20 protein-coding genes are annotated in these 21273 nt (G+C 41.8%); 7 read left to right on the top strand and 13 right to left on the bottom strand.

Annotated elements, in window-relative coordinates; all coding sequences use genetic code 11:
* Nucleotides 1–52 precede the first annotated feature (52 nt).
* Nucleotides 53–322 carry a 30S ribosomal protein S15 gene (rpsO, locus tag AB5935_RS09540; RefSeq protein ID WP_005844439.1) on the top strand — a complete coding sequence of 90 codons (270 nt, stop codon included), beginning with the start codon at nt 53–55 and terminating at the stop codon, nt 320–322.
* A 102-nt stretch (nt 323–424) separates the two neighbouring features.
* On the opposite strand, the gene AB5935_RS09535 is transcribed toward rpsO, so the two are convergent.
* Together AB5935_RS09535 and AB5935_RS09530 are read right to left on the bottom strand one after the other, a co-directional pair.
* Entirely contained in the window at nt 425–910 is a 486-nt protein-coding gene (locus AB5935_RS09535; RefSeq protein WP_007841330.1) for an S-ribosylhomocysteine lyase, read from the bottom strand.
* 11 nt (nt 911–921) lie between these two features.
* Complete coding sequence (locus AB5935_RS09530) at nt 922–1617, bottom strand: 5'-methylthioadenosine/adenosylhomocysteine nucleosidase (protein WP_007833680.1); 696 nt, start codon at nt 1615–1617, stop codon at nt 922–924.
* An 84-nt stretch (nt 1618–1701) separates the two neighbouring features.
* Here AB5935_RS09530 and AB5935_RS09525 point away from each other — a divergent pair, with 84 nt between their 5' ends.
* Nucleotides 1702–4194 (top strand): YfhO family protein, encoded by a 2493-nt coding sequence (locus AB5935_RS09525; protein WP_038611972.1) that lies wholly within the window; start codon nt 1702–1704, stop codon nt 4192–4194.
* Nucleotides 4195–4220: 26 nt separating this feature from the next.
* Here AB5935_RS09525 and AB5935_RS09520 read toward each other — a convergent pair whose 3' ends face one another.
* Genes AB5935_RS09520 through AB5935_RS09495 form a run of 6 tightly spaced genes read right to left on the bottom strand, consistent with a single transcriptional unit; the run spans nt 4221 to nt 10515 of the window.
* Entirely contained in the window at nt 4221–4967 is a 747-nt protein-coding gene (locus tag AB5935_RS09520) for a glycosyltransferase family 2 protein (RefSeq protein ID WP_038611968.1), read from the bottom strand.
* Nucleotides 4960–6222, bottom strand: a complete 1263-nt coding sequence (locus AB5935_RS09515; RefSeq protein WP_007841327.1) for a glycosyltransferase family 4 protein — start codon at nt 6220–6222, stop codon at nt 4960–4962. Before AB5935_RS09515 ends, AB5935_RS09520 begins: the two co-directional genes overlap by 8 nt.
* A 12-nt stretch (nt 6223–6234) precedes the next feature.
* Nucleotides 6235–7350, bottom strand: coding sequence for a glycosyltransferase family 4 protein (locus AB5935_RS09510; protein ID WP_007839155.1), 1116 nt, complete (start codon nt 7348–7350; stop codon nt 6235–6237).
* Nucleotides 7323–8339 carry a hypothetical protein gene (locus tag AB5935_RS09505; RefSeq protein ID WP_007848181.1) on the bottom strand — a complete coding sequence of 339 codons (1017 nt, stop codon included), beginning with the start codon at nt 8337–8339 and terminating at the stop codon, nt 7323–7325. Before AB5935_RS09505 ends, AB5935_RS09510 begins: the two co-directional genes overlap by 28 nt.
* Nucleotides 8336–9151 carry a phosphorylcholine transferase LicD gene (locus tag AB5935_RS09500; protein ID WP_368327411.1) on the bottom strand — a complete coding sequence of 272 codons (816 nt, stop codon included), beginning with the start codon at nt 9149–9151 and terminating at the stop codon, nt 8336–8338. Before AB5935_RS09500 ends, AB5935_RS09505 begins: the two co-directional genes overlap by 4 nt.
* Nucleotides 9148–10515 carry a bifunctional cytidylyltransferase/SDR family oxidoreductase gene (locus AB5935_RS09495; RefSeq protein WP_007839150.1) on the bottom strand — a complete coding sequence of 456 codons (1368 nt, stop codon included), beginning with the start codon at nt 10513–10515 and terminating at the stop codon, nt 9148–9150. Before AB5935_RS09495 ends, AB5935_RS09500 begins: the two co-directional genes overlap by 4 nt.
* A gap of 91 nt (nt 10516–10606) precedes the next feature.
* Between AB5935_RS09495 and AB5935_RS09490 the strand changes: the two genes are divergently transcribed.
* Nucleotides 10607–11437, top strand: a complete 831-nt coding sequence (locus AB5935_RS09490; RefSeq protein ID WP_022185671.1) for a glycosyltransferase family 23 protein — start codon at nt 10607–10609, stop codon at nt 11435–11437.
* A 22-nt stretch (nt 11438–11459) separates the two neighbouring features.
* Here AB5935_RS09490 and AB5935_RS09485 read toward each other — a convergent pair whose 3' ends face one another.
* From AB5935_RS09485 to metG, 3 genes are all read right to left on the bottom strand, one after another.
* Nucleotides 11460–12485, bottom strand: a complete 1026-nt coding sequence (locus AB5935_RS09485) for an acyltransferase (RefSeq protein WP_007839148.1) — start codon at nt 12483–12485, stop codon at nt 11460–11462.
* A complete protein-coding gene (locus AB5935_RS09480) occupies nt 12485–13921 on the bottom strand; it encodes a lipopolysaccharide biosynthesis protein (protein WP_038611960.1) in 1437 nt (478 codons plus the stop codon). The genes AB5935_RS09485 and AB5935_RS09480 overlap by 1 nt, the downstream gene beginning before the upstream one ends.
* 81 nt (nt 13922–14002) lie before the next feature.
* On the bottom strand, nt 14003–16045 hold the full coding sequence (gene metG, locus AB5935_RS09475; protein ID WP_008672518.1) for a methionine--tRNA ligase: 2043 nt from the start codon (nt 16043–16045) through the stop codon (nt 14003–14005).
* Nucleotides 16046–16277: 232 nt separating this feature from the next.
* Here metG and AB5935_RS09470 point away from each other — a divergent pair, with 232 nt between their 5' ends.
* From AB5935_RS09470 to AB5935_RS09455, 4 genes are read left to right on the top strand one after another with little or no spacing between them, the layout of a single operon-like run.
* Entirely contained in the window at nt 16278–17360 is a 1083-nt protein-coding gene (locus AB5935_RS09470; RefSeq protein ID WP_007841322.1) for a TIGR04133 family radical SAM/SPASM protein, read from the top strand.
* A gap of 11 nt (nt 17361–17371) precedes the next feature.
* Nucleotides 17372–17851 carry a radical SAM-associated putative lipoprotein gene (locus tag AB5935_RS09465; RefSeq protein ID WP_038611957.1) on the top strand — a complete coding sequence of 160 codons (480 nt, stop codon included), beginning with the start codon at nt 17372–17374 and terminating at the stop codon, nt 17849–17851.
* A gap of 37 nt (nt 17852–17888) precedes the next feature.
* The gene (locus AB5935_RS09460) at nt 17889–18371 is read left to right on the top strand and encodes a radical SAM-associated putative lipoprotein (protein ID WP_008654369.1); all 483 of its coding nucleotides are present in this window, start codon (nt 17889–17891) and stop codon (nt 18369–18371) included.
* Nucleotides 18372–18425: 54 nt separating this feature from the next.
* Entirely contained in the window at nt 18426–18593 is a 168-nt protein-coding gene (locus AB5935_RS09455) for a hypothetical protein (protein ID WP_007839139.1), read from the top strand.
* A 1-nt stretch (nt 18594) separates the two neighbouring features.
* Here AB5935_RS09455 and AB5935_RS09450 read toward each other — a convergent pair whose 3' ends face one another.
* On the bottom strand, nt 18595–20133 hold the full coding sequence (locus tag AB5935_RS09450) for a YifB family Mg chelatase-like AAA ATPase (RefSeq protein ID WP_038611954.1): 1539 nt from the start codon (nt 20131–20133) through the stop codon (nt 18595–18597).
* Nucleotides 20134–20137: 4 nt separating this feature from the next.
* On the bottom strand, nt 20138–21205 hold the full coding sequence (locus AB5935_RS09445; RefSeq protein WP_038611951.1) for a thioredoxin-like domain-containing protein: 1068 nt from the start codon (nt 21203–21205) through the stop codon (nt 20138–20140).
* Nucleotides 21206–21273 lie beyond the last annotated feature (68 nt).

The following is a 21273-nucleotide window of genomic DNA, read 5'->3' as shown; positions in this document are numbered from 1 at the left end:
TATCTTTGCACCCGCTAAATGAAAATTTTATATATCAAAAAATCTAAGAATTATGTATTTAGATGCAGCTAAAAAACAAGAAATCTTTGAAAAGTACGGAAAGTCTAACACTGATACTGGCTCAGCTGAAGCGCAGATAGCTTTGTTTTCATACCGTATTTCTCACCTGACTGAGCACCTGAAGCTCAACAGAAAAGATTATAGCACTGAAAGAGCTTTGACAACTTTGGTAGGTAAACGCCGTGCGTTGTTGAACTACCTGAAGAATCGTGATATCGAAAGATATCGTGCTATTGTTAAAGCATTAGGATTACGTAAGTAATTCAATCTTTATTGAAAAGGACTTAAAGAAAAGCCGCTTTCTTTTCAGAGAGCGGCTTTTCTATTTTCTGTTATTACGTTTCTACTGTTCTGTTGTAGAGAATTACTCTTTAGTAGGATAATACAGATTATCTTTTGTCATGTGTTCCAATACTTCATGCAGATATTTGGCCGACTCCCATTTGGCCATAGGCAGGTCATGAAGCAAGTAGTTACCGCAATCTTTAGGGGCGGCTCCCGGAACTTCGCCTTCAAAATTGGCTATAAAGCGGAACGTTTCCTGCATCAGTTCTACAATATCTTCTGATTTTAAATCGCCTTTCATCAACAGGTAGTTGCCAGTGAGGCATCCCATCGGTCCCCAGTAGACAATTTTGTCAGACCATATAGGGTGGTTACGTAGGTAGGTGGCAGCTAGATGCTCTATAGTATGCAAGGCTCCTTGTCCCAAAGCAGGTTCCCGGTTAGGTTCTTTCATGCGGATGTCAAAGGTGGTGACCGTTTCACTGCCCATTTCGTCTTTTCTGGATACATAGATACCGCGAAGCAAGCGGATATGATCAATGGTAAAACTGGGTATTGTTTTCATATTATTCGTTTTTATAAATTAGCTGGTAATGAGGAAAGGAAGGTATGAGTGACCTCGAAGGAACGGTCGGCTATAGTCTCCCAAAAATTTGTGTATTGTTCCCAATGGTTGTCGGCTCCCGGTGTATCGCTGATGATACGGAAACTGATGAACGGTACCTTATATATATAACAGATTTGGGCGATGGCTCCCGATTCCATATCTACTGCCAGCCCTTCGTGGAACTTTTCTTTAATATCGTTAAGTTCGGAACGGTCGGTGATAAATTTGTCTCCACTGCATATCAGGCCTCCATGAATGGCGGTCGGAGTATCCAGTGACATGGCGCAATCAAACAATGTAGCATTACCTTCGAATCGGGCGGGAAGTCCTTGTATCTGTCCATACACATTGCCTTCTCCACACCATACATCATGATATACAATTTGTCGGCTCACCACAACATCCATTATTTTCAGGCAGCTGTCTATACCTCCTGCTACACCGGTGCTGATGACACAGTCGGGCTGGAAGGTACGGATCAGTTCTACAGTACCGGCAGCAGCGTTCACTTTACCTATTCCGCATTTCATCAGGATAATGGTATTATTTCTAATGCTGCCTTCAGTATATTGGAAAGGACCTTCGGTGTATTCTTTCTTGTTTTCGAGCAGTTGCGCTACTTGTTTCTGCTCGGAACTCATGGCTGTTATAATTCCTATTTTCATAATTCAACTTTATTTATGGCTGCAAATGTACGCATTTTATCAGAGTATATCGTATCTTTGCAACGTTAATAAACAGATATACTTATGAACTTATTTAAAAGAATACTACCTGATATAGTAGTGATTATCCTCTTTGCTGTCATCTCATTCGTCTATTTTTTCCCGGCAGTGACAGAAGGGCGTATCCTTTCACAACATGACTCTGTGGCGGGCATTGGTGCTGGTGAAGAAGCGAAAGAATATCTGGAACGTACGGGAGAGCGTACGCGCTGGACTAATTCGATTTTTGGTGGTATGCCTACTTATCAGATGGCACCCAGTTATGATTCTACGGATACCCTGAAGGGAGTGGAGAAGTTGTATCATTTGTATCTCCCGAATTATGTGTGGTATGTATTTGTCATGCTGTTGGGCTTTTATATATTATTGCGTGCATTCGATTTCTCGGTCTGGCTGGCTTCATTGGGGGCTGTGTTGTGGGCGTTTTCTTCTTATTTTTTCATCATTATAGCTGCCGGACACATCTGGAAATTTGTAACCTTGGCCTATATTCCACCCACTATAGCCGGTATGGTATTGGCTTATAGAGGAAAATACTTGTCAGGCGGTTTGCTGACAGCGGTTTTTGTTGCTTTGCAGATAGTGTCGAACCATGTGCAGATGAGTTATTATTTTCTATTTGTCATGCTCTTTATGGCGGTTGCGTTTGGAGTGGATGCTTGGCAGAAGAAGGAAATGCCGCAATTTCTGAAAGCAACTGGGGTGTTGTTGATGGCCGGTATTTTGGGAGTTTGCATAAATCTATCCAACTTATATCATACGTATGAGTATAGTAAGGAAACGATGCGTGGAAAGAGTGAGCTGGTGAAACCGGATAGTCATAATCAGACTAAAAGTGGTCTGGAACGAGATTATATCACTCAGTGGAGTTACGGTATCGGTGAGACTTTCTCTTTGCTTGTTCCTAATGTGAAAGGTGGCGCTTCCGTACCTTTAGCAGCTAACGAAAAGGCGATGGAAAAGGCGAATCCTATGTATAATAGCATCTATAGCCAGATAGGCCAGTATTGGGGCGAGCAACCCGGTACATCCGGTCCTGTATACGTGGGGGCGTTTGTAATGTTTCTGTTTATTCTTGGACTGTTTATAGTGAAAGGTCCTATGAAATGGGCGCTTTTGAGTGCTACTGTTTTGTCTGTCCTGCTGTCATGGGGAAAGAATTTTATGGGATTCACTGATTTCTTTTTGGATTATATCCCGATGTACGATAAATTCCGTGCGGTTTCTTCCATTTTGGTCATTGCTGAGTTTACCATACCTCTGTTGGCTGTCCTTGCTTTAAAGGAGGTAATGGCACGTCCTCAGTTGGTTAAGGAACGGGCCCGGTCGTTTTATATCAGTCTGGGATTGACAGGTGGTATCGCTTTATTGTTTGCATTGGCTCCCGGTTTCTTTTTCCCGTCGTATGTTTCAAGCATGGAAATGCAGGCATTGCAGGGTATTCCGGCAGATCAGCTGGCTCCGTTACTTGCTAATCTAGAAGAAATCCGTCGGAGTGTCTTTACTTCGGATGCATGGCGCAGCTTCTTTATTATTATGATAGGTACGGCAGTTCTTTGGTTATATGGCATGGGCAAGCTGAAAGCGAAGGTGACGATTCTGGCATTGGCTGTCCTCTGTCTGGCAGATATGTGGAGTGTGAACAAACGTTATTTGTATGATGACCAGTTTGTGGAAAAGGTACAACAGGATAATTCCTTTAAACCGACCGAAACGGATAAGGCAATATTGGCCGATAAAACGTTGGATTTCCGGGTGCTGAACCTAGCCGGCAATACGTTTAATGAAAATACGACTTCTTATTGGCATAAGAGCATCGGTGGATATCATGCCGCCAAACTGCGCCGCTATCAGGAAATGATAGAGGAGCATATCAGTACCGAGATGAATGGCGTGTTCAAGGCTGTTTCGGAGGCGGGAGGTGATATGCAGAAGGTGGCTCCGTCCGGATTTCCTGTGTTGAATATGCTGAATACCCGTTACTTTATTTTTCCGCTGCAAGGTGGAAAGACCGTCCCAATACGGAATCCTCATACGCTGGGCAATGCTTGGTTTGTAAACGAGGTGCAGTATGTGGACAATGCCAATGAAGAGATAGACGCTTTGCATCGGATAGACCCGGCAAAAACGGCTGTCGTAGATAAAAAATTCAGTGCGGAGGTAAAATCGGCAGCTGAAACAGATACACTGAGTACAATCAAACTGACTGCGTACGAACCTAATGACTTGAAATATGAGGTTAATTCCAAAACTGGAGGAACAGTGGTTTTCTCGGAAATTTACTATCCCGGTTGGCAGGCATATATTGATGGTGTGGAAGCGCCGCACGGAAGAGCGGATTATATTCTTCGGGCAATGAATGTGCCGGCCGGAAAGCATGTAGTGGAATTTAAGTTCGACCCGAAATCGCTGCATGTTACGGAAACGGTGGCTTTTGTGGCATTGGGTGTATTGGCCTGTGTGTTGGTCTTGTTCTTGTTCTTGCAGGTCAGAAAGGCCCGTAGGAAAATTGATTGAGTCCCGTTATTAGTCAGACTTCCGGATTATTTGTAGAGCAGGCGCAGAACGAACCATAAGTGGTGTGTCACTGTGCTTGCCCATCCATAGTGACGGCTCATAATACGGAAGCGTTCTTTCAAGGAGGCTTTATGGTTACGGGTGGTCATTCCTTCATTCAGGTAATCAATAAGAGTAAGATGGGTATTATGGAGTACATCCGCTTTCTTCATGATACGGATACACCAGTCAAAATCTGCCGAGAACCGATATTGCAGGTCGTATGGCTCTACCAGATCACGGCGGGCGAAAAAGGCTTGATGGCAAACCAACATTCCTTGCTTGAAGCTTTTCCAGGTAAGCGTTGCGGGTGCAGACAGGTGGCGCATGTATAAAAAATGCCCTTGACTGTCCACTATTTCTGTTTCTCCATATAGCACTCCCGGCAGGGCTGTTCCATTGATGGAATGTACCATTTGCAGCAAAGTATCATCCTCGTGCAGGCCATCACCGGCATTCAAGAAACAAAGATAATCTCCGGTTGCCAATTTTATTCCTTTGTTCATGGCATCGTATAAACCTTGGTCGGGCTCACTGATAACAGTGGTGATATGTTCCTGGTATTTGTGAATGATATCCAGTGTTTCATCTGTTGATCCCCCGTCCACAATAATATACTCCAGATTCTTATAAGTTTGTGTAACAATACTTTGTATAGTATCCTCCAACACTTTTGCTGCATTGTAGGTGACGGTAATAATAGAAAACTTGGGATGAGGATGATGGTTATGCATGATTCCCTGTAATCTTGTTATAGATTTCAACATATTTCTTGGCAATGGTACTTTCCGAATAACTGGATACTGCCTTACGGCAGGCTTCCTCACTCAGACTTTCATATTCTCCTTCGGTCAATGCCCAGTGAATGCCGTTTGCCAGATCCTTGGAAGACTGATATTCGGCAACATAACCGTTGTGCAGGTGGTCAATCATTTGTGGAATACCTCCTACATTGAACCCTATACACGGAATACCACAGGCCATTGCTTCTACGATGGTATTGGGTAGATTGTCTTGTAAAGAAGGTGTGACGTATAAGTCGACTGCATTGTAGATATCTACCAGTTCCTTCTCGTTGCTGACATAATTCATCGGATAGATAGGGAAGGGAAACAGGGAAGTGTATTGTTCGGCTTGGTTACCAAAAACCACTACACCTAATTCTTTACTAAAATCAGGATATGAGGAAGCAATTTGTTTGCAAGCTGATACCAGATAGTCTATTCCTTTTCTCTTGTCTGTAATTTTTACGGAGCCGAAAAGCAATAACTTCTTGTCTTGCGGAAGATGGCATTTTTCTCTGGCCTGTTTTTTATCACGAGGTTTGAACAGGTTGGTGTTGATTGCATTGGGAATATTGGTAATGGTCTGACCTTTAATCAGATCACTTTTCTTAGCCAATGATTCTAACCAGCGGCTACAAGCTACAAAGGTGATTTGTGCTCCTTCAAACAGTTTTTTCTTTTTCTGGAAAGTACGGTAGGCTATGTCTTTTCTGCTTCCTTTGTAAAGTTGCGGACAGTTGTGGCATTGTGTGGCATATTTATCGCAATCTCCTGCATAATGGCAGATACCGGTAAAAGGCCACATATCATGCATTGTCCAAACGATGGGTTTGCCGGATTGGATGATACGCCGGATATCTGTCAGTGACAACATACCTTGGTTAATCCAGTGCAGATGAATGACGTCGGCCTGGGTAAATTCGGGCAATACTGTGATATTGGTGCCGGTATTGGCTATGTCAACGGCAAACAAGTTATGTTTCTTGAAGTGGTTGGCTTGCCAGATAACGACACGTTCCCAGATGAATTGCCATACTTTCCACCATGATTTCTTTAGTTCAACGACACTTATCTGGTCGGTCTGCTTGTCACGTACAAGCATTTTTGCCTTTATTCCGTTGTTTTTTAAAGCCTCCATGAGGCGGTTGGCTGCAATGGCGGCTCCACCTATTCGCTCAGACGTATTGATGATAAGTACTCTCATGTGCATAAAAGTTTATGCAAATGTACGTTTTTTAGAGGACATCTTAGATATTTCCAGTAAGCTTTCTGCTATTTCATGGGAAAAGATTTCCAAATTGAAACGTTTTTCTGCCAACTTTCGGGCGTTGGCGCCCATCTTTTGGGCTTCTTCGGGATGGTCGGCTATGCGATGAATGGCGTTGATCCAGCCTTCCACGTCATTATAGGCTACGGTAATTCCTATTTCTTCTTTGTCTATATCCATTTCAAAATTGGGATTACGTGAGCAAATGACAGGGATGCCTAATGCAAAGGCTTCTACCAATGTGGTAAGGCCTACGGTATAAGGAAAATCCATACAGCAGATGACAACACAGCTTTTTCGTGCCACTTTCTGTGCCAATAAGTATGGGATGACACCGTCCGTATAGTGTACTTGTACAGAATCGGGTAGACAAAAGCTTTCAATAATCTGTTGGTAGTTTACACTTCCATTGGTGGGGGCGATGTACAAGTCCAGTTGTTGTTCGGTGGCGCAGAAAGCTTGCAGCATAGTGTTTACATCTCGGTTTTCTTTCCCGGTGGAGATAAAGCCTTCTGGTTTCCGATCTGGCATTACTTGTAGAATATGGTCATAGAAAGCGAGATCCGGTCCCCAATGGATAAGCTGAAGCTTTTCTTCGGGAGCTTTCCCGGTCGCTAATGAGTCTTTAATCAATTTTTTACTGAATAGGAACATATGGTCAATGCCTTTATAAAAGAAACGTGAGATATGTTCTCTTATTTTTCCGGATGAAGTTTTTAAGGCAGTGTGATGCCAAATGACGATGGGTTTGCGGTAGAATCCTAATGCTCTGAGCAGGATAATTAGCTCCAGTCCACGGAAAGATGTACCGTAGAGTACTTCGTATGGCTCTTTGCAGCACAGAATCTCTTTAGTGGCATAGAGCATCAGTCTTAGACGGCCGGGGAAAGCTTTGTATTTATGCATTACCGACCGGATGCCATATTTTTCCAGCAAAGGAAGTCCGTAGAGAATGTGTCCCGGAAACTTATAATCTTTCCATTCCTCGTAACTTTCACGGGTTAACCGGGTGTGATAAAAATAAATAGTGAGTGGTTTTACCGGTGTTGGTCTCTTTTCAGCCATTTGTTAATTCTGTTTTTTATTGCTTTAGTAATGATGGAAAAATTGCCGTATCGCAGGTTCAGAAATAATTCTTCGAAAGAACGTCCTATCTTAATCCAGGGATGTCCCCACCCCATGATGCGGTAGACGGCTTTTTTATAAGCTACATTCTCAATGACATAACGGGGATGCTTGAGAGGAAATTCTACTTCATACCGTTTCATGGTGAAGATGCGGCGGTATCCTTTGGGCAGTGTATGAACAGAACCGGCAAAATGGGTGGAATCTGCTGTGACTCCCAAATTGTTAATCATGTTGCGGGTAGGTACGATAGCCAGTCCCGAGTTGAAAAGCATGGAAGCGTGGAAGATGGTTTCATAATAGGCTTTGTTGTTTTCTTTATGGCGATGGCACATGTAGATAAAGTCTTTGCGGAATTTCCGTTCTTTAATGAGCTGCTCCAGTTGTTGCATATTGAACTTATCCTCTAGAAAAGTATAATGCTCGTCCCATTGGTCGATGACCCTTTTCCAACTGGCCCATCCCCAAATCGAGAAGGTGGAGGCAAAGAAATAATCGTATGGTACATCCGGAGTAATCTCTTCGTTATTGAAACCTGCAATCATGGTGATACGGGTGTCTTGCTCGTATTTGTCTAACATTTCTTTACAGAATGTGAAAAAAGAAACGGAAGGCACATCGTCATCTTCCAATACGATACATTTGTCAACCATAGAAAAAGCCCATTTTTGTGAGATGTATTCCGATGGGTCGCAACCATAGTTCTTCTCCTGATACATGCGATGGACTTTGCAATCCCAGTCTATCTGATCTGTCACTTCACGACATGCTTTTATACCGGGCAGGTCGTGTTCGCCACGTGGTCCGTCCTGATAGAGGAAAAGCTTGGAGGGACGGGCATTCCTGACTTGTTCAAACACTTGTGACAGTTGTTGCGGGCGGTTGAAGAACAAAATGAGTACGGGTACATCTACAAGGAACGGTTTCATGGTTTCTTTATCAATTCGGGGTGAATATAAATGGCATGGATTTTCTGTTTGTCTTTGGGAGGAATGTCCATGTAATTCTTATATAAATCTTTCAGGTAAGCATCTGGGTTGGCAGGTGCCTTGAATGGTTTCCCTTCAAAAATTATTTCTGATATGGGAAATACAGAGTCTTTGCGGTGCATGATACCGTATCCATTGTTTATCAGAACATTGGAAAGATAAGTATCTTTTTTGTAGAGCAGACCAAGCAGATTCCATATTCCTTTGAACAGCCAGTATTTTGTGCCGAAGTAAAAGAATTCTGCGAAGGCACGTAGAGAATAATAATGTTGCGTATGCAGAATGGAATAGCTTTTGGAGATTCCTTTGGTTAGCTTCTTTACCCATGATTTGGGTATGCTGGGGTAATCAATAAATGGGAATATATCTACAAAAAGCCCCTTTTGATAATCCGCATTAAAATTATCGCCGAATTCTACATACAGAGAGTTCAAGTCCCTCACTTTTATAATCGGTTCCTTGCTTGAAGGATCACTTTGTGGGGTTTGGAGGAATAACCCTTCGGATAGTTCGTCAGGAGCTACTTCTATGAATTTTTGCATATCGGCCAATGGCATTCCTATATCTATATCATCATCCCAAGGGATGAATCCTCCGTGGCGCACGGCTCCCAATAATGTACCTCCGTCCAGCCAGTAGGTCAGGTGGTGCTTTTGGCAAATACGGTCCATTTCTTCTAATATGAAGAGTTGCTTCAGTTGGCAGGCTCGCAGGTTATTGGCTACATAGGTAGATAGAAATTCATTTTTCATACTTCATTTCTTTTTACATCAATTACTTGTCCTGTAAATTCGGAAACCAATGACTGTATGGTGGCAATTGCGACCTTTTCTGCTGATAATAGGGTGTTCTCAGGTTCTGTTCCGAAGTTTTTTACGCGCATGGGAGTTTTGGTACGTTCGGGGTTGATGCAATTAACAGCAATGCCAAACGGTTCCCATTCTTGTGCGATAGCTTGTACAAAGTTTACAATGGCCGCTTTCGTAGAGGAATAGATGCTGTAGAAAGCTCTGCCGCGAGTATAGGAACTGGAGGTGAAGAAAACTAATTTCCCTTTGCTTTCTTTTAAATAGGCGTACGCCTCCATCGCTACGTTGATAGTTCCCATATAGTTGGTGCTCACCGCATTGTATATCGTTTGATAGTCCGAACTCATCAAAGGCTCTTTGTTGAGGACGCCAGCCGTGTTGATGATATAGTCTATTCTGTGGGTTTGTAAGAATACTTTTTTTAGAGCATCGGCCACTTGTTCCTTTTTGCCTACATCCACACCGTTCATGCTTCGGGAAAAACAGAATACTTTTGCTTGTTTCTCCTGTAGCATACGGGCTGTATGTTCTCCTATTCCATAGCTTCCACCGAAGATGACGGCTACTTTGCCTTTCAGTTGGCTTTCATTCAATGGAATTTCATTCAGCTCACTTTTACGTAACTGGAAGAATTTGTCCAATAGGTAGGTATCTTCTTTATAGGTCAGCTTCATGTTGCTTTCCTCGCCTGTAACTACATATACAGGTACATCGGGTAAATATTTTACAACAACCCCACAGTCATCGGTAACTTTGAAATGTTCGTCTTTCAAGGCGATTTCATAAGCGTGGCTGATGGTTTCCAAATGAAAAGCTTGTGGAGTCTGCCCCCGTTTTAGTTTGGACCGGTCGGGAATCTGATGAATGAAATCTCCATCTACTTCGATAATGGTGTCAGTGGCAGGCATGGCGACATCAATAGCTGCATATGTTTCCAATGCTTTGATGACATCATTTAGAATACGTTGGCTGACCAATGGACGTACAGCATCATGGAAAATCAGGTTGACATCGCTGCCTTCGTAAGCTTTGATAGCCGAAAGGCTGGAATGAAATCTTTCCTGACCGCCTTTCAGAATCTTCTTCACTTTTTTCCATCCATTCTTGATAATGATGGACTCAAAGTCAGCAATATAAAAAGGATTGGAAACAATGGCAATTTCATCGATGTGCGGATTGCTTTCGAAAGCATCTATTGTATGCTCGACTACCATTTTGCCCGCTACTTTAAAAAATTGCTTGGGAGTGGACAGACCTAAGCGGCTGCCTATACCTCCTGCTAATACGATTGCGATATTTTTTCTCATTTCTTTTGTTTATCGGGGGACTATGCAAAAGTAGTAATTAATTAGCATTTATAAGCGATGTTGTTTATATTTGCCTTAAAATTTAATGAGAATGGGTAAAATTACATTTGTACCGGTAGGAGGACTGGCTAACCGTATGCGTGCGGTGGCTTCGGCCGTGACACTGGCAGCGAAGAGTGATAGTGATTTAAGTATCGTTTGGTTTCAGGATTGGGCGCTAAATGCACCGTTTAGCCAATTGTTCAAACCTGTGGACAGGAAGATTGCCTGTTTGCGGGATGCTTCGCAGTTGGATTATGCATTGTTGGACAGACCTCGTTCCAGGAATTTTCATTTCCCGCTTTTGTTTCAGAAACTGTTTTTCAAGTCTTGCCTGTACGAGCGTTCTATTACTCCTTTATGTAATCGGCATTTTGATTTTGAACGGTGGGTTAAAGAAGGTAGCTGTGTTTATATGGCATCATATACCGCTTTTCAACCTTATGATTATGTATGGATCAGTCGGTTATTTGTTCCGGTAGAAGAGGTTATGGAAGAGGTGGAAAACCGTTGTCGGAATTTTTCGGATACCATGATTGGTATGCATATCCGTCGTACAGATAATCTGGCTTCTATCCGGCAAAGCCCTATCGAGTTATTCTATCAGAAACTGGATGAGGAGATAAAAGAGGACGATAAGGTGGCTATCTATTTGGCTACAGATTCGGAAGAGGTGAAGCGGGAGATGAAAGAGCGTTATGGTGACCGGATATTCTGTTCCGGAAAAAAGGCAGACCGTGGATCTTTGGAGGGAATAAGGGAGGGTATCACGGATATGTACACATTGGCCCGTACACAAAAAATATATGGTTCTTTTCAGAGTTCATTTTCGGATATGGCAGCTCAGATAGGAGGGACTCCATTGGAGATTTTGAAATTATGAGTTGCGGAAATAAATAATTGTTTTAATGATTATCTGTAAACATTTTAATTTTTGCTCCTCTTCTTTCCATTGCATCTGCTAATTTGTTTTCTATTTTTCCTAATAGCAGCCGTCTGCTCCATTCTATAACAAGTGTTGTCAGACAGATAGAAACAAGTGTTCCCATAAAATACAGAACAAGTAGATTGCTGTCTGCATAAGGGGTATACCAGGGTTGTAAACAGTGGATAAGAAGTCCTTGAAGCATATATAAGGCAAAAACGTATCCTGCTAGGTAATTGATGATGCGGGATGAAAAATGCCATCGGGTGAACTGGTAGAAAACCATGATAGAGGCGATGATAATCAGTAGATTATTATCTCGGGCGAATCTCAGTATGATATTTCCACTCATTGCTGTAAGCAGGGAATTCAGTATAAAAATACCGGCAAGGCTCCCTGATAAAATATCCCAGCTATGTCGTTTCATGTTTTCCGGAAGACCATAGACCTTCAGATATTGTCCTATGAGATAAGCTAGTGTGACATTGATAATTCCCTTACCTGTGTCATTTTGAATTTCAAAAAACAGGATTGTCGGGGCAAATATAAAAAAGAATCCCCATAGTAACAGTAGTTGTTCATAACTTTTTTGTGAGAGGTTTTGAACCAGTCGGTTTAAATAGGGTGAGAAACAATAAAGCACTACATAGCAGGTCATAAACCAGTATTTTTTGCTAAGTATCGGTATCAATGAGGAGGCTAGTCCTGTCCAGGTATGCGGAGTGTGAAGCCATATTGTTTCGATCAGATAAGAAACGATGGAATAAAACCATACGACAACCAGCATCTTGAAAAATTTATGTGTATTGAAACGGATTCCGAAATAGCCTGAGATCAGAATGAATAAAGTTACTCCTGTGTTTCCCAATGTATTGACAAATAGTATGAATTCTTTGTTCAGCAAATTACTGGTGTGGAAGGTATTCCCTAGAATATGCATGGATACAATCAGTATGATACTGATAATTCGTAAACATTCTAATCCGGAGTGACGTGTAGCAGCCATTATTTCTTGATTATATAGTGTAAACTCTCTTTAAAAGTGACAGAGCCGTTCAACCACAGGATGGCTGTGTAGAGTGTGCCGGCTATGATAATCTTGCTTGCCATTAATAAATACAGATTGGCAAAGCCGATAGTGACATAATAGGTAGCTGCCATTACAGCAGTAGCTATGAAGGCAAACGGAAGGATGTCTTTCAGTGCTGCGAACAAGTTGAGCCGTATTTGTTGCCATACAAAATAGTGCCATACAAACAGCCAGCAGATATTGATGGATACATACACTATAATCATGGTATGTACACCGTATGGATAAAGCAGGAGCATGGTTGTTAACTGGATAATGCCTAAACTGATGGTATTCCACATGTAGATATCCGATTTTCCTTTGCTGATAACTAGGTTGGAATACAAATTGGTTATGGGGATGAATGCGCCACCGATGCAGAGCAACTGTAGGATGGAGGCACTGGGCAACCATTTGTCCGTAATAGTCAGCATAATCAGTTCGGGTGCGATTAATGATAATCCTAACATAGCCGGGAAAGAAATAAAGGCAGTGAAGCGGAGCATCTTCCGGAAAGCGCGTTGTTGGCGTTCCCTTTCATCCGATAAACTGGAAAGTACAGGTTGGGCCACACTGTTGACTGTTCCTGAAATTAATGAATGTCCCATATAATTCCATTTATTAGCTTGAGTAAAATAGCCTACTTCTTGTCCCGAATAGAATTTACCAAGAATAACGGTAAAGATATTATTATTGATGTGGTTGAATATATTGGTTACTACTAATTTGCTGCTGAAAGAAAGCATCCCTTTTAAAGGCTTGAAATCGAAAGTAAATGTAGGTCGCCAGGGTGAGAAGCACCAATAACAGATATTAATAGTTCCTACATAAACAATGCTTTGTGTGGCTATGCCCCAATAGGCAAATCCCAAGCAGGCCATAGTTATACCGATAGTTCCTGAGGCAGTTAATCCGATAGTGACCGCCATTGCCTTTTGCTTGACCATTAAGTTGCGGAACAGGTAAGCACTGTGGGCAATACCCAAACTGGCTACAAAGAAACCGAGGAAAGTGTATCGTGCCAAAGCTGTCAGTTCGGGAGTATGATAGAATTCGGCAATGAGTGGGGCGCAAAGGAACAAAATGAGGTAGAGACAGGCACTTAGTCCGGTACTGAACCAGAATACGGCATTATAGTCTTTGTGGGAGATCTCCCGTTTGTTAGCTAGGGCTGCCGTGAACCCACTTTCCTGTAAGGAACCTGCAATAAGAGAGAAGATGGATAGCATTCCCACCATGCCATAATCTTCGGCATTCAGAATGCGTGATAGGAATATCCCGAAAAAAAGATTCAGCAGCTGCTGTACTCCGTTGCTTAGTCCACCCCAGAAGAGGCCTTTTGCTGTTTTTTCTTTCAAGGATTGTTCTGCCATTTTTATAGATAGATTATAAAATAGTCAGGCTGAAAGCGGACGTTTCAGTTGCTTTCAGCCTTTTCTGTATTTGGGTGTATATTATTTCACTTCACTGCCCGGCTTTACCTCCCTTAATAATGAGGTCACTGCTAAGGTGCCGTCAAAGTTTTCAGCACTTAGAATCATGCCTTCGCTCACCAGTCCATTCTTGAATTGGCGCGGAGCAAGGTTGGCAATGAATAAAACTTGTTTGCCTATCAGTTCTTCCGGTTTATAATGTTGCGCGATACCGCTGACGATGGTACGGTTCTCCAGTCCGTCAGCAATCTTGAATTTCAGCAGTTTTTTCATTTTAGGCACTACTTCACATTCTAATACGGTACCTACACGGATATCTAACTTTTCAAATTCTTCGAAAGCAATTATCGGTTTTATCGGGTTAGCTTTATAGCTGGCAGCCTCGTTTGCTTTTTTGGTAGCCAACAGTTTGTCTACTTGTGCTTGAATGGTTTCATCTTCGATCTTTTCGAACAACAGTTCTGCTTTATTCAATTGATGCCCTTCTGCCAGCAGATCGGTACGTCCCAGTTGGTCCCATTCAAATGTTTCCATATTCAGCATTTGGCGGAGCTTTTCGCTGCTGAAAGGCAGGAAGGGTTCGAAAGCAATTGCCAGATTGGCAACTAGTTGCAATGCTATGTTAAGAATGGTGGCTACACGGTCCATATCAGTCTTTGCCAGTTTCCAGGGTTCTGTATCAGCTAAGTATTTATTACCGATACGTGCCAGGTTCATTGCCTCTTTTTGTGCATCGCGGAATTTGAATACATCCAATAGTTTTTCTACTTCTGCCTTTACGTCTGCAAATTCTTTTAATGTTTCTTTATCGTAATCGGTCAATTCACCGCAAACTGGAACTTTCCCATCGAAATATTTATGAGTCAGCACTAAAGCACGGTTTACAAAGTTACCATAAACAGCTACCAACTCATTGTTGTTACGTGCTTGAAAATCTTTCCAGGTAAAATCGTTGTCTTTTGTCTCGGGGGCATTGGCTGTCAATACATAGCGCAATACATCCTGTTTGCCGGGGAAGTCCTGCAAATATTCATGCAACCATACTGCCCAGTTGCGTGAAGTGGAAATCTTGTCACCTTCCAGGTTCAGGAATTCATTGCTAGGTACGTTATCCGGTAAGATATAGCTTCCTTCTGCTTTCAGCATAGCAGGGAAAACAATGCAGTGGAATACAATATTGTCTTTTCCGATGAAGTGAATCAAACGGGTTTCTGGATCTTTCCACCAAGTTTCCCAACTGTCGGGAAGTAATTCTTTTGTATTTGAAATATAGCCGATGGGGGCATCAAACCATACGTAAAGTACTTTTCCTTCAGCACCTTCTACAGGAACAGGGATTCCCCAATCCAAGTCACGGCTTACCGCACGAGGTTGCAAGCCCATATCCAACCAGCTTTTACATTGTCCGTATACATTAGGGCGCCATTCTTTATGATTCTCAAGAATCCATTCACGCAGCCATCCTTCGTGTTTGTCCAATGGCAGATACCAGTGTTTAGTTTCACGCATCACAGGTTGGCTGCCACTGATAGCACTTTTCGGATTGATCAGGTCGGTTGGAGAAAGAGATGTTCCGCACTTCTCGCATTGGTCACCGTAGGCTCCTTCTGCATGGCAGTGAGGACATTCACCGATAATATAACGGTCGGCCAGGAACTGATGGGCTTCTTCGTCATAATATTGCATGGAGGTCTTTTCAATGAACTCACTTTTATCATACAGGGTTTTGAAGAATTCGGAAGCTAGTTCGTGGTGTGTTTTTGATGTAGTACGAGAGTATATATCGAATGAAATTCCAAATTCTTTGAATGATTCTTTTATCAAGGTATGATAGCGGTCCACCACATCTTGCGGAGTAATACCTTCTTTCTTTGCACGAATGGTGATAGGTACTCCGTGTTCGTCAGAGCCTCCGATGAAAAGAACATCTTCTTTCTTCAGGCGGAGATAGCGCACGTAGATATCAGCAGGAACATATACACCTGCCAGATGACCAATATGTACCGGACCGTTTGCGTAAGGCAAAGCGGATGTGACGGTGGTTCTTTTGAATTTATTTTCCATTGTATGATGTCTTTTTTTGTTATTTCTACCAGTAACGTGCAAAGTTAGTGATTTTTAGTAAGTATATGGAATAATCAGAAATATTTCTCCTTTAAAATTTCTGACAGACCATACTTATTATAAGATATTGTTATTCGGGGGCTTTGCCGGAAGCTGGGAAATTGCAAAAAATGTTATATTGTGATGCAGTGATTTGCACTTCTTTGCATTTAATATAAAAAAGGAAAAACACATGAATATAAATGCCCCTTTGTCTATTCGTCGTCGGATGGGTCTTGAAATATTCCGGCGGTTGGAAAATGAGCGTACGGAAGAGCATCAGTTGAAGCAACTATTTTGGGAATGTACTCTTCGTTGTAATTTGCATTGTCGACATTGTGGCAGTGATTGTAAAAAGATCGCTGGTCATCCTGATATGCCGAAGGAAGATTTTCTTCGGGTGTTGGATAGTGTCTCAGCTCAAAATGATCCGCATAAAATCTTTGTGATTATTACTGGTGGGGAACCCTTGATGAGGAAGGATCTGGAAGAGTGTGGGCGTGCTATTTATGAAAGAGGGTTTCCTTGGGGAATGGTAACTAATGGACTATATATGACTCGTGAACGATTGAATGGGCTGTTGGATGCCGGATTGCATACGGCTACGGTCAGTCTTGACGGTTTTGCGACGGATCATAACTGGATGCGGGGCAACCCGCAAAGTTTTGAACGGGCTGTTGAAGCGATCAAGTTGATGGTACAGGTTCCTGATTTTGTTTTTGATGTGGTTACTTGTGTAAATAAGCATAGTTATATGCGTTTGGAGGAGTTGAAAGACTTCTTGATAAGTTTGGGGGTAAAAGGTTGGCGGCTTTTTACTATATTCCCGGTAGGGCGTGCAGCCAAAGATCCTGAACTTCAATTGTCTAATGAGGAGTTCAGAGGAGTAATGGAATTTATTAGGAAGAGCCGTAAGGAAGGACGGATCCATGTAAGTTACGGTTGTGAGGGATTTCTAGGTAATTATGAGGCTGAAGTGCGCGATACTTTCTTCGCTTGCCGGGCGGGAATATCGGTCGGCTCAGTTCTTATTGATGGAGCGATTTCTGCTTGTCCCAGTATTCGTGCCGATTATCACCAGGGAAATATTTATGAGAATGATTTTATGGAAGTATGGAATCATAGATTCAAACCTTACCGTGACCGAGAATGGATGAAAAAAGATGAATGTGCTGATTGTAAATATTTTCGTTTCTGTAAAGGGAATGGCATGCACCTGCGCGATGAAAATGGAGATTTATTGTTCTGTCATTTAAAAAGATTGCAAACACCATAAAAAAGAAAGGAATGAAGAAGATGAAACAGAAGAAAGTATTGGAGCAGAACTTATGCGGTGTGCTGGCTTTATTGGGTTTTGCTGCTTGTGCTGAAACCTCAGTGGAATATGGAACTCCTACTATGGATTTCTGGGTAAGAGGTAAGGTGATATCTGATGACGGAAAGGCTTTGAAAGACATTCAGGTAATTGTAAAAAATGAGAATGCATATTATAATGATGAAGAAGGGGAGTTGGTCCGGATGAATGATACTATTTATACAGATTCTGGAGGTGAGTTTGTTTCACAGATGATGAGAGACGGATGGGTCGATACGAAGAAATTGATATTTAATGATATAGATGGTGAGGCAAATGGAGGAACTTTTAAATCGGATTCTGTCTGTATGAAGGATATGGAAAGTAAACAAATAAAGAAAGGAGACGGAAACTGGTATTTAGGTACTTATGAATACAACATGGAAATAAAACTTTCTAAAGAAGATAAATAACATAAAAACTGACTTTAAACTATTAGGGATTATGAACATGAAAAAGAAAATGACAGTACATCGGTTATTGTCCGGAGCGTTGGTTTTACTTGGATTCGCTTCTTGCAGTAATGAAGATGAGAATTTGGAGATACGATGTGAATATGGTACTCCTTATAGCAAATTCTTAGTGAAAGGTACAGTGACTTCGGATAAGGATGAGCCTTTGAAAAACATTCAGGTAATCGTAAGGCAAGATTGGAATAATGGCGTTTTCCCTGCCGATACAATTTATACAGATGAAAAAGGAGAATTCAAGACCGAAGACTTGAGTATAGGTGGAATTAATGAACAGAAAGTCTATTTTAATGATATAGACGGCGAAGAAAATGGTGGTGCATTTAAATCAGATTCTGTTTTAATCAAAGATATGAATCAAAAGAAGTTGGAAGAGGGTGGACATTGGTATGTAGGAAAATTTGAGTTCTCTCCTAAAGGTTCGATAAAGCTATCGAAAAAAGAGAAAAATAGGGAAGATTAATGAACTAAACTTTTCTTATTCTGTTTTTGATGAAAACCTTAGATTGAAAGAATCATGAATGCGTGGTATAAATTCATTTTGAATGTACTTTTCTCTAAAAAGAGTGAGAATAAAGATTGGGAAATGACCGATGAAGAAGAGGATATACTTGCAAATTACATTGAACTGGATTCATTGATGCAGGTCATTTATCATGCAAAGGAAACTGAGCCCGGCAGCTAAACTAGCCGGCCCAGTCTTCTCTATCAAGATTTCTATAGCTTATCGCTTCTGCCAGGTGGATGGAAGTAATGTGTTCGCTGTTGTCCAGATCGGCAATGGTACGTGCTACTTTTAGAATACGACCATATGCGCGTGCCGACAGGTTGAGGCGTGTCATGGCAGTTTGTAATAATTTTAGCCCTGCTTCATTGGGTTGAGCATACAGATGGAGTAATCCGGCTTCCATTTGTGCGTTGCAGTAAATACCCGGATGGTTAGCAAAACGTTGAGCTTGTATTTTCCGGGCCTTGATAACCCGTTTGCGTATGCTTGCACTACTTTCTGCATGATGTTGTTCTGCCATTTTCTCGAATGGAACCGGAACTATTTCTATTTGGATATCTATGCGGTCCAGTAAAGGACCGGAGATACGGTTCAGGTACCGTTGCACTTGTCCAGGATTACAGACGCAAGCTCGTGTGGGATGATTATAATATCCGCATGGACAGGGATTCATGCTGGCTACCAGCATGAAACTGGCCGGATAATCTAGACTGTATTTAGCTCGTGAGATGGATATATACCTGTCCTCTAGGGGTTGGCGAAGTACTTCAAGTACACTTCTATTAAATTCCGGCAACTCGTCTAGAAAGAGCAAACCGTTGTGGGCCAGACTGATTTCTCCCGGTTGGGGATTGGTGCCGCCACCTACCATTGCTACTTGCGAGATTGTATGATGGGGACTACGGAAAGGCCGAATAGCAATCAGTGAGCTGTCTTTTCCTAATTTTCCTGCTATTGAATGTATTTTAGTCGTTTCCAGACTTTCACCCAATGACAGGGGAGGGAGAATGCTTGGCATACACTTTGCCATCATGGACTTTCCACTTCCGGGTGAACCGATCATAATCAAGTTGTGTCCTCCAGACGCGGCTACTTCCAATGCGCGTTTTACACTTTCTTGTCCTTTTACATCAGCAAAATCGTATGGAAAGCTACTTTGGTTTTCATAGAATTCTTCCCGTGTATTGACGATGCTAGGCTCCAGATTGCCTTCATTATTGAAAAATTCGATGACCTCTTTGATATTTTCTACGCCATATACTTTCAGATTGTTTACTACAGCAGCTTCTCGCGCATTTTGTTTGGGAAGTATGAATCCTTCAAAACCTTGTTCTCGGGCACTGATAGCTATGGAGAGAGCTCCTTTGACGGGTTGCAGGCTTCCATCTAGGCTAAGTTCTCCGATAATAAGATAGCGTGAAAGTTTTTCTTCCGATACGATTTGGGTAGCGGCCAATATTCCGATTGCTAGCGGAAGATCGTATGCAGACCCCTCTTTACGTATGTCAGCAGGGGCCATATTCACTACAATCTGACAAGTAGGGAATTTATATCCGTTTACCTGTAAAGCGGAAATAATACGTTCATGACTTTCTTTCACGGCCGAGTCCGGCAGACCGACAAGGAAGAATTTTATACCTCGTGAACTATTTACTTCAATAGTTACAATGGTAGCGTCGATACCTTGAACGGCTGCTCCATAGACTTTTACCAGCATTCTTTTATTTTTTATTTTGTCTCTTTCGAGTACGTTCTGCCTCTTTGGCGGCTTTTTCTTTCTCTTTATCTTGTTCTATCAGCTGTTTCACTTTGTCTATCAGTTCTTTGCCGCGTATATCTTGCGTGATGACCCGCTTGTCAGGACCTATAAGTATATTGGCAGGAATCCGGGTTATGCCTTGCTGTTTGACAATGGAATTGTCCCAGCCTTTGAAATCGCAAACTTGTTTCCATTGTGTGGTGTCTCTTTGAATGATTTTCTCCATCCATTCCTTTTTGTCCAAGTCAAGGGAGAGGCTGATAATAACAAACTTATTTTTTTTCAATGCCTTTTGTACGGGTACTAAAGAATCTTGTGTGGCAATGCTTTCTTTGTTCCAGCTTGCCCAAAAATCCAAAAGGACATATTTCCCTTTTACGCTGTTCCAGTTGATGGTCTTTCCTTCTCTGTCCGTGCACGAGATGTTGGAAACGTAGCGATGATCTGTCAGTTCTTTTTTCTCACTTAATTTATTCTGGAGATCTATAATATAAGGTGTGTCTTTTATGATACCGCTTAATCCTTTTATCAGTTGATCTATGTGGTTATAGTCAGGAAGCGAGTCCTGTACATAATATTTGTCTATCAGATAGATATTGCTATACGAGTGTGGATTGGTTTTAATTAATGAATCCACAGCAGCCATAACGGCAGTCTTGTTATTTCCTAATGTGTTAAGGTACTGGATATGTTTTGCCAGTTGTGCGTTTTCTCCCTTTCCTTTAACCTCTATCTCTCCGACCATTCCGTTTAGGGTGACACTTTCTCCTTTATCAGCATATATCGGCAAGATTTGTTTTTCTCCTAATAGTAATGAAAAGATAGTAAATGTGTCAGGGGTAATAGTGTAAGTGAATTTGCCTTTTGAGAGGAGTATGGTATCTAGCTTGTAATCGGGCTCTTGATAAAATACTAATATAGTGTCTGAAGGGAGTCCTTTAATGCTTCCTTCTAAGGTGAATGTATTTTTCTTGCCGCAGCCGCTTGCCAGCACAACAAGAGTGAAAAGAAAGAATAGTAATTTTTTCATTTCAAGATATTTTTTGCGAAAATACGCATTTTGTGGCTAAAGGCAGGTATAAATGAAGGTTATTTTAC

The organism is Phocaeicola sp. RTP21198st1_B8_RTP21198_201120 (genome assembly GCF_040929485.1).
Classification (GTDB): Bacteria; Bacteroidota; Bacteroidia; order Bacteroidales; family Bacteroidaceae; genus Phocaeicola; species Phocaeicola dorei.
The sequence above is the reverse complement of the archived record's forward strand: the minus strand, read 5'-3'. Positions and strand labels throughout refer to the sequence as shown.

Excerpts from the sequence above, each read along its gene's own strand:
- AB5935_RS09520 (WP_038611968.1), bottom strand. The coding sequence starts at position 4,967 with ATGCATAACCATCATCCTCATCCCAAGTTTTCTATTATTACCGTCACC.
- AB5935_RS09515 (WP_007841327.1), bottom strand. The coding sequence starts at position 6,222 with ATGAGAGTACTTATCATCAATACGTCTGAGCGAATAGGTGGAGCCGCC.
- AB5935_RS09445 (WP_038611951.1), bottom strand. The coding sequence starts at position 21,205 with ATGAAAAAATTACTATTCTTTCTTTTCACTCTTGTTGTGCTGGCAAGC.
- AB5935_RS09470 (WP_007841322.1), top strand. The coding sequence starts at position 16,278 with ATGAATATAAATGCCCCTTTGTCTATTCGTCGTCGGATGGGTCTTGAA.
- AB5935_RS09530 (WP_007833680.1), bottom strand. The coding sequence starts at position 1,617 with ATGAAAATAGGAATTATAACAGCCATGAGTTCCGAGCAGAAACAAGTA.
- metG (WP_008672518.1), bottom strand. The coding sequence starts at position 16,045 with ATGGAAAATAAATTCAAAAGAACCACCGTCACATCCGCTTTGCCTTAC.
- AB5935_RS09485 (WP_007839148.1), bottom strand. The coding sequence starts at position 12,485 with ATGGCTGCTACACGTCACTCCGGATTAGAATGTTTACGAATTATCAGT.
- AB5935_RS09500 (WP_368327411.1), bottom strand. The coding sequence starts at position 9,151 with ATGAAAAATGAATTTCTATCTACCTATGTAGCCAATAACCTGCGAGCC.
- rpsO (WP_005844439.1), top strand. The coding sequence starts at position 53 with ATGTATTTAGATGCAGCTAAAAAACAAGAAATCTTTGAAAAGTACGGA.
- AB5935_RS09460 (WP_008654369.1), top strand. The coding sequence starts at position 17,889 with ATGAAAAAGAAAATGACAGTACATCGGTTATTGTCCGGAGCGTTGGTT.
- AB5935_RS09490 (WP_022185671.1), top strand. The coding sequence starts at position 10,607 with ATGGGTAAAATTACATTTGTACCGGTAGGAGGACTGGCTAACCGTATG.
- AB5935_RS09505 (WP_007848181.1), bottom strand. The coding sequence starts at position 8,339 with ATGAAACCGTTCCTTGTAGATGTACCCGTACTCATTTTGTTCTTCAAC.
- AB5935_RS09525 (WP_038611972.1), top strand. The coding sequence starts at position 1,702 with ATGAACTTATTTAAAAGAATACTACCTGATATAGTAGTGATTATCCTC.
- AB5935_RS09495 (WP_007839150.1), bottom strand. The coding sequence starts at position 10,515 with ATGAGAAAAAATATCGCAATCGTATTAGCAGGAGGTATAGGCAGCCGC.
- AB5935_RS09535 (WP_007841330.1), bottom strand. The coding sequence starts at position 910 with ATGAAAACAATACCCAGTTTTACCATTGATCATATCCGCTTGCTTCGC.
- AB5935_RS09510 (WP_007839155.1), bottom strand. The coding sequence starts at position 7,350 with ATGGCTGAAAAGAGACCAACACCGGTAAAACCACTCACTATTTATTTT.
- AB5935_RS09455 (WP_007839139.1), top strand. The coding sequence starts at position 18,426 with ATGAATGCGTGGTATAAATTCATTTTGAATGTACTTTTCTCTAAAAAG.
- AB5935_RS09450 (WP_038611954.1), bottom strand. The coding sequence starts at position 20,133 with ATGCTGGTAAAAGTCTATGGAGCAGCCGTTCAAGGTATCGACGCTACC.
- AB5935_RS09465 (WP_038611957.1), top strand. The coding sequence starts at position 17,372 with ATGAAGAAGATGAAACAGAAGAAAGTATTGGAGCAGAACTTATGCGGT.
- AB5935_RS09480 (WP_038611960.1), bottom strand. The coding sequence starts at position 13,921 with ATGGCAGAACAATCCTTGAAAGAAAAAACAGCAAAAGGCCTCTTCTGG.